Annotated in this window: 11 protein-coding genes and 1 pseudogene; 3 read left to right on the forward strand and 9 right to left on the reverse strand. The window is 69.4% G+C overall.

Annotated elements, in window-relative coordinates; translation table 11 throughout:
• Together AB7U92_RS19360 and AB7U92_RS19365 are read left to right on the forward strand one after the other, a co-directional pair.
• Positions 1 to 203, forward strand: a pseudogene (locus AB7U92_RS19360) (acetyl-CoA C-acetyltransferase); the annotation flags it as partial.
• A 40-nt stretch (positions 204 to 243) separates the two neighbouring features.
• On the forward strand, positions 244 to 981 hold the full coding sequence (locus AB7U92_RS19365; protein ID WP_428580721.1) for a 3-ketoacyl-ACP reductase: 738 nt from the start codon (positions 244 to 246) through the stop codon (positions 979 to 981).
• An 87-nt stretch (positions 982 to 1,068) separates the two neighbouring features.
• Here the strand turns inward: AB7U92_RS19365 and AB7U92_RS19370 are convergent, their stop codons facing one another.
• From AB7U92_RS19370 to AB7U92_RS19380, 3 genes are read right to left on the reverse strand one after another with little or no spacing between them, the layout of a single operon-like run.
• The gene (locus tag AB7U92_RS19370; protein WP_428580724.1) at positions 1,069 to 1,680 is read right to left on the reverse strand and encodes a YitT family protein; all 612 of its coding nucleotides are present in this window, start codon (positions 1,678 to 1,680) and stop codon (positions 1,069 to 1,071) included.
• Positions 1,677 to 1,895 carry a DUF2788 domain-containing protein gene (locus tag AB7U92_RS19375; RefSeq protein WP_428580727.1) on the reverse strand — a complete coding sequence of 73 codons (219 nt, stop codon included), beginning with the start codon at positions 1,893 to 1,895 and terminating at the stop codon, positions 1,677 to 1,679. The genes AB7U92_RS19370 and AB7U92_RS19375 overlap by 4 nt, the downstream gene beginning before the upstream one ends.
• Positions 1,896 to 1,912: 17 nt before the next feature.
• On the reverse strand, positions 1,913 to 2,701 hold the full coding sequence (locus AB7U92_RS19380) for a DUF2189 domain-containing protein (RefSeq protein ID WP_428580730.1): 789 nt from the start codon (positions 2,699 to 2,701) through the stop codon (positions 1,913 to 1,915).
• Positions 2,702 to 3,026: 325 nt separating this feature from the next.
• On the opposite strand from AB7U92_RS19380, the gene AB7U92_RS19385 reads away from it, so the two are divergent.
• Positions 3,027 to 4,394, forward strand: coding sequence for a DEAD/DEAH box helicase (locus AB7U92_RS19385; protein WP_428580732.1), 1,368 nt, complete (start codon positions 3,027 to 3,029; stop codon positions 4,392 to 4,394).
• A gap of 77 nt (positions 4,395 to 4,471) precedes the next feature.
• Here AB7U92_RS19385 and AB7U92_RS19390 read toward each other — a convergent pair whose 3' ends face one another.
• From AB7U92_RS19390 to AB7U92_RS19415, 6 genes are all read right to left on the reverse strand, one after another.
• Positions 4,472 to 4,810 carry a BON domain-containing protein gene (locus AB7U92_RS19390; protein ID WP_428580735.1) on the reverse strand — a complete coding sequence of 113 codons (339 nt, stop codon included), beginning with the start codon at positions 4,808 to 4,810 and terminating at the stop codon, positions 4,472 to 4,474.
• 99 nt (positions 4,811 to 4,909) lie between these two features.
• Positions 4,910 to 5,269 carry a hypothetical protein gene (locus AB7U92_RS19395; RefSeq protein ID WP_428580738.1) on the reverse strand — a complete coding sequence of 120 codons (360 nt, stop codon included), beginning with the start codon at positions 5,267 to 5,269 and terminating at the stop codon, positions 4,910 to 4,912.
• A complete protein-coding gene (locus AB7U92_RS19400) occupies positions 5,266 to 5,643 on the reverse strand; it encodes a phage holin family protein (RefSeq protein ID WP_428580741.1) in 378 nt (125 codons plus the stop codon). The genes AB7U92_RS19395 and AB7U92_RS19400 overlap by 4 nt, the downstream gene beginning before the upstream one ends.
• Positions 5,644 to 5,665: 22 nt before the next feature.
• Positions 5,666 to 5,986, reverse strand: coding sequence for a hypothetical protein (locus tag AB7U92_RS19405; RefSeq protein WP_428580744.1), 321 nt, complete (start codon positions 5,984 to 5,986; stop codon positions 5,666 to 5,668).
• Positions 5,987 to 6,147: 161 nt separating this feature from the next.
• Complete coding sequence (locus AB7U92_RS19410; protein WP_428580746.1) at positions 6,148 to 6,312, reverse strand: DUF1328 domain-containing protein; 165 nt, start codon at positions 6,310 to 6,312, stop codon at positions 6,148 to 6,150.
• 128 nt (positions 6,313 to 6,440) lie between these two features.
• On the reverse strand, positions 6,441 to 6,623 hold a 183-nt coding region (locus tag AB7U92_RS19415), incomplete at its 5' end, for a hypothetical protein (protein WP_428580749.1).

The following is a 6,623-nucleotide window of genomic DNA, read 5'->3' on the forward strand; positions in this document are numbered from 1 at the left end:
CGGTGCACCAGGAGATGGGCTGGGACACCAGCAAGGTCAACGTCAACGGCGGCGCGATCGCCATCGGGCACCCGATCGGCGCGTCCGGCTGCCGCATCCTCGTCACGCTGCTGCACGAGATGCAGCGCCGCAACGCCAAGAAGGGCATCGCCTCGCTGTGCATCGGCGGCGGCATGGGCGTGGCCCTGACCGTCGAGCGCTGAAAGAACCACACCACCAACGGATTCAACCAGGAGAAGACAAATGGCTCAGAAGATCGCGTACGTCACCGGCGGCATGGGTGGCATCGGCACCGCGATGTGCCAGCGCCTGCACAAGGACGGTTTCAAGGTCATCGCCGGCTGCGGCCCGAGCCGTGACTTCAACAAGTGGCTGGCCGAGCAGAAGGCCCTGGGCTACACGTTCTACGCCTCGGTCGGCAACGTCGGCGACTGGGATTCGACGGTCGCGGCCTTCGAGAAGGTCAAGGCCGAGCACGGCGTCGTCGACGTGCTGGTGAACAACGCCGGCATCACCCGCGACGGCGTGTTCCGCAAGATGAGCCGCGCCGACTGGGACGCGGTGATCGAGACCAACCTCACCAGCCTGTTCAACGTCACCAAGCAGGTGATCGAAGGCATGCTCGACAAGGGCTGGGGCCGCATCGTCAACATCTCGTCGGTCAACGGCGAGAAGGGCCAGTTCGGCCAGACCAACTACTCGGCAGCCAAGGCTGGCATGCACGGCTTCACCATGGCGCTGGCGCAGGAAGTGGCCAACAAGGGCGTGACGGTGAACACGGTGAGCCCGGGCTACATCGGCACCGACATGGTCAAGGCGATCCGCCAGGATGTGCTCGACAAGATCGTCGCCGGCATCCCGGTCAAGCGCCTGGGCACGCCGGAGGAGATCGCCTCCATCGTCGGCTGGCTGGCCGGCGAGGAGTCGGGCTTCACGACGGGTGCCGACTTCTCCTGCAACGGGGGTCTTCACATGGGGTGACCGCGGACGAGAGATCGTCCTGAGGACGATCTCTCGCCTCGGTCACGGCCTTGCGCATGCTTGCGCAAGGTCCGGGGCGATAACGGCTCAGAACGCCACGTAGCGCCCGGGCCGGTGGTTCAGCGCTAGCGTGAGGTTGAGCGCGAGCGCACCCACGATCGACATGGCGATCCGCTGGGGCTCGACGACAGCCAGCGAGGCGACGAGGATCGCCCCGTCGATGCCCATCTGCACCCAGCCGGCGCGCCAGCCGAAGCGCTTCTGCAGCACCAGCACGAGGATGTTCAGCCCGCCCAGGCTGGCATGGTGGCGGAACAGCACCAGGAAACCGGCACCCATCAGCAGCCCGCCAGCCACCGCGGCGAACCAGGGGTCGAGCACGGCGAAGCCGGCCCAGCGCGGGATGGCGCTGGTCAGCGCCGACAGGAGCGAAACGGCGGCGAAGGTCTTGACCGTGAAGCTGCGGCCCATCGCGCGCCAGGCCAGCGCATAGAAGGGCAGGTTGATCGCGAAGAACAGCGGGCCGAAGCCGACGCCGGTGGCGTAGTGCGCCAGGAAGGCCAGGCCCGCCGTGCCACCGGTGAGCAGCCCGGCGTGGGTGAACATCGCCACGCCGATGGCGATGAACAGCGTGCCGGTGGCGAAGGCCAGCGCATCGTCGTACCAGGCGTGGCGCAGCGGGCCGGTGGCGGCGTTCATTCGACGATGCCCGCGAGGAAGTACTTGATCAGCCCCTTGGCCGCAAAGCCGATCAGGCCGACGCCCAGGCCCAGCAGCAGCACGAAGGTGCCGAACTTGCCGGCCTTCGACTCGCGCGCGAGCTGCAGGATGATGAACACCATGTACAGCATGAACGCGGTCACGCCAAAGCTCAGGCCGAACCAGGCGATCTGTTCCTCGGTGTAGCCGAACATCGCGTGCCGCCTGTCGCTCAGGGCCGCTCGGGCAGGCCGGAGGTGTCGACGAGGTCGCGGTAGGCGTGCCAGCTCGCATGCGCCAGCCACGGCACCACGATCACCAGGCCAAGCATCACGCTGGCCATGCCGGCCAGCGTCAGCGCCATGATGAGCGCGGCCCACAGCGCCAAGGGCACCGGGTTCTCCATCACCACGCGCCAGCTGGTGAACACCGCGGCGAGGATGCCGATCTCGCGGTCGAGCAGCAGCGGGATGGCCACCACGCTGGAGGCGAATACCGGCGCGGCCAGCACGCCACCGAGCGCCAGCCAGATCTCGAACAGATGGCCCTGCTCGGCCAGCACCACCACGCGCAGGAACTCGACCGGGTTGCGCACCGGCGCCGGTGCGAAGCCGGTGATCAGCGCCGCCGAAGTCATCACCCAGCCGGTGCCGGCGAAGGCCAGCAGCACGCCGAAGACGACCAACCGCCCGTCGCGCGGGCGCCAGGCCGCCAGGGATGTGCCGACACTGGCCTTGCCGCCGCGCTGCAGCTGGCGGCTGACCGCATACAGGCCGGTGGCCAGGATGGGCGAGACGAGCAGGAAGCCGGAGAACGCGCCGGACAGCAGCCAGAACTGGTTGCGCGCCGCCCAGAACAGCACGGCGCCGAAGGCGGCCAGCAGCAGGCCATGCAGCAGCCCGGGCAGCGGGCAGCGCATGAAGTCGCGCCAGCCAGCCATGAGCCAGCCCAGCGGCCGCAGCATGGGCACGGTGCGGGTACCGAACCGGCGTGACTCGACGAGGGCGGGGCTTTCGCGCATGGGCCGGGAGTCTGCCAGTCGCGGGTGGCGGATCGCTTGACCAAGGTCATGCGACGGCCGCCGTGTTGCGGCGCAGCAAGACTCGGGGGAAGCGGCTACAATGCGAAACGACGCGCAGATCTGTCCGCGCGTCCTCCGTTCATCTCCTTCGACCTCGTTCCGTCTTTCTCTCGTTCGGAACATCCCGCCGCCCCAGGCGAGGACACGGTTGGCGGCGATGCCGTCGCCAAGAACCTTCCGACGAAGTTTCCCGCGACCTGATCAGGGCGAGCCGTGCCGGCCCGCCCGGCGGCGTTTTGCGCCGTTGCTTTCGAGAAAGACGACGATGAGTTTCGAGAACCTGGGCCTGAACGAGGCCCTGACCCGCGCCGTGGCCGATGCCGGCTACGACACCGCCACCGAGGTGCAGCAGCGCGCCATTCCGCCAGCGCTGGAAGGCCGCGACCTGATGGTTTCGGCCAGCACCGGCAGCGGCAAGACCGCCTCCTTCATCCTGCCGGCGTTGCAGCGCGTGCTGGCTGCCCGCGGCGACAACAGCAAGCGGCGCGAGAAGGGCGTGGTCTACGGTCCGCGCATCCTGGTGCTCGCGCCGACGCGCGAACTGGCGATGCAGGTCGCCAAGGCGGCCGATACCTACGGTCGTCATGTGCAGGGCCTGCGCGTGGCCACCATCGTCGGTGGCGTGCCCTATCCGGCGCAGATCAAGGCGCTGCGCGGCCCGCTGGACATCCTGATCGCCACCCCCGGCCGCCTGCTCGACCACCTGCAGACCGGCAAGGCCGTGCTCGAGCACGTCGAGATGCTGGTGCTCGACGAAGCCGACCGCATGCTCGACATGGGCTTCATCGACGACATCACCACCATCGCCGACCACGTGCCGGTGTCGCGACAGACGGTGATGTACAGCGCCACCTTCGCCGGCAACGTCGGCCACCTCGCGCGCAACCTGCTGCGCGAGCCGCAGCGCATCGACGTGGCCTCGCACACCGACACCCACGTCAACATCGAGCAGCGCCTGCACTGGGCCGACAACGCCCATCACAAGAACGCCCTGCTCGACCACATCCTGACCGGCACCGACCTCGAGCAGGCGGTGATCTTCACCAGCACACAGCGCGACGCCGACTGGCTGGCCGACCGCCTGGCCGACATGGGGCATGCCGTGGCCTCGTTGCACGGCGGCATGCCGCAGGGTCGGCGCAACCGCGTGCTGCAGGGCCTGCGCAACAAGCACCTGCGCGTGCTGGTGGCCACCGACGTGGCCGCACGCGGCATCGACGTGCCGACCATCAGCCACGTGATCAACTACGGCCTGCCGATGAAGGCCGAGGACTACGTGCACCGCATCGGCCGAACCGGCCGCGCCGGCCGCAACGGCCTGGCGGTGACGCTGGCCGAGCGCATGGACGTGGGCATGATCCGCCGCATCCAGCACTTCACAACACAGGACATCCCGGTGGCCACGGTCACCGGCCTGGAGCCGAAGATCCCGGCACCGCGCATCTTCGCGGCGCGTGCCGAGAACGCAGGTGAGCGCCCCGTCGGTGCGCGCAAGGGCTTCGCCGGCAAGCGGCCCTTCGGCCCCGGCCATCAGCCCTTCGGTGCCAAGAAGCCGTTCGGTGGCAGCGGCGCCAACAAGCCCTTCGCGAAGAAGCCGCAAGGCGCGCGGCGCTCCAGCCCGTTCGATCGCTGAGATCGGCCGTCGCCACGCCAGAAGGGCCGGTCCTCCGCGGACCGGCCCCAGCTCCCGCATGACCGATGGTCGCGCGCTCAGCTCGCGCGCACCACGATCTCGTTCTTCACCGACTTCACGCCTTTGACGTTGCGCGCAATCGTCTCGGCGGTGTCGCGTTCGGTGCCGCTCTTCGCGAAGCCCGACAGCATCACGGTGCCGTTGAGGGTCTCCACGCTGATCGCAGCGGCATCCACTTGCTTGTTCTCGACCATGCGGGCCTTCACCTGCGTGGTGATGGTGGTGTCGTCGATGTACTCGCCTACGCTGGACTGGCCTCGAGAGACGGCGCAGCCGGGCAGCACGACCAGCGCAGTGCTGGCTGCGATGGCGGCGAACAGGGCACGGGCGGAAAGGGACTGGAGCGAGTTCTTCATGGCGTTTCTCCTTCGTTGAGGGTGGGGCTGCCTGGGAAGGCGGGGCGGGAGTGAGTGGGGACGCTTGTGCCGCGCGGCGTGAGGATCGGCCCGCGCGCGTCAGGGTCGAGGGGGCTGGCTCGAAGGCGCATCGCCGCGCGCCCTGGGCATGAGCAGTTCCGCGATCAGCGAGGGCGGCACCTCGGCCAGCAGCCGGCACGCCCAGTCCATCAGCGCCGGGGCGGGTCGTCCGCTGGCGAGCAGGGCGCCTGCAGCGATCGCCGCGCCCGCGAGCGCGAACGGATGGCGCTGAGCGATGTCGTGCAGGGCTGCGGGCGCATGCTCGCCGGCGAACGCGATCATCGGCGCGAGCGACGATGTGGCGGCCTGAGGGGCGCCGGCGATCTCGCGCTCGACCAGCCATCGCTGCATGCGAGCCCGCGATACCGCGAGTCGATGTTCGACCGTGCGCGCGCTCATCGCGTGACCTCCTGCATCGCCGCCGCGTCGGCCTGGAGCTGCCCACGCACGCGCTCGAAGCGTGTCGCGCGGGCATCCGGGCGGCCGAGGGCGGCGCAGGCCAGGGCGGCGATCGCCGGCACCGCCGGCACGATGCTCAGCGCGGCAACCGAGGTTGCACCGTCGTGCGCCGCGATCCAGAGCAGCGCAGCGACACCAGCCAGTGTGAGCGCGATGGCGCCGAGCACGAGTGCGGCCAGTTGCCAGACCAGTCGACGTCGCCACTCGGCCGCGGCTTGCCCCAGTTCCTCGCCCGCCAGCTCGCCATAGGCCAGCAGGTGCTCGGCGAGCCACTCGGGGCGCTCGGTTGCAAGGCGGATCACCGGTCTCAGCATGGTTGCTCCTCGGTCAGCCGGTTCAGCGCCGTTCGCGGCGGCTCGCGCCGTACGAGGCCAGTGCCATCAGGGCGGCGCCGCCGGCGGCAGCGATCAGCACCGACTTGACCGGTTGCTCGCGGATGTAGTCGGCGGTGCGCTCGGTGGCCTCGGTGGCCTTCGTGCGGACCTGGCCGGCGCCGTCGCGCAGCACGTTGGCGCTGCGACCGATCAGGTCGTCGGCGCGTTCTGCAGCCCGCACGAGCGCCGGCGTGGTGCGGCTCTCCAGCGTGTCCAGACCGTCCTGAACGGTTTCGATGGCCTGGTCGGCAACCTGGCGGGCGGTGGAGGCGGTACGGTTCATGGTGGACTCCTTTCGTTGGATGACGTGAGTGGCGATCTCGGCGGTTGTCGCCGAATGCCGCCGTGGTGAAGAAAGCTTAGGCAGCCAGCCGGTGAGCGTGTGTCGGCGCAGGACCCGAGTGCATGTAGGACGACGCCTTGCCCGGCCGCGACGCGGCGACGTCAGCCCTTCTTGACGAGGCTGGCCACCAGGCTGATGACTGCGAGGACGATGAAGCCGTAGAACAGCAGCTGCGCGATGCCAGCGGCGCTGGCGGCGATGCCGCCGAAGCCGAACACGGCGGCGATGAGCGCGATGACGAAGAAGGCGATGGCGTAGCGAAGCATGGCGGGCTCCTTTCGGGTCGTGATGACCTGCGTTGACGATGGCTTCAGCTTAGGTGCCGTCCTTGCGCCGATCTGCCGGCCGGTGCCGCGTGAGCGGGTAGGACCACGCCGACAACACGGCCAGCCGGTCACCCGGCTGCGGCTCGGGCTCGCCATGCCTGCGGCCCGAGCCACGGGGCGAGATCGAGCGAGATGTCGCCGGCCATGCGCGCGGGCAGCACCAGCTTCTCGCCGGCGTCCTGGCCGATGCGGCACGCAGATGGAGTGGACGCCGAGCGGCTGCTGCCGGGAGCGCCCGACATGCGGCTGGT

It is taken from the genome of Piscinibacter sp., assembly GCF_050175855.1.
Taxonomy (GTDB): domain Bacteria; phylum Pseudomonadota; class Gammaproteobacteria; order Burkholderiales; family Burkholderiaceae_C; genus Piscinibacter.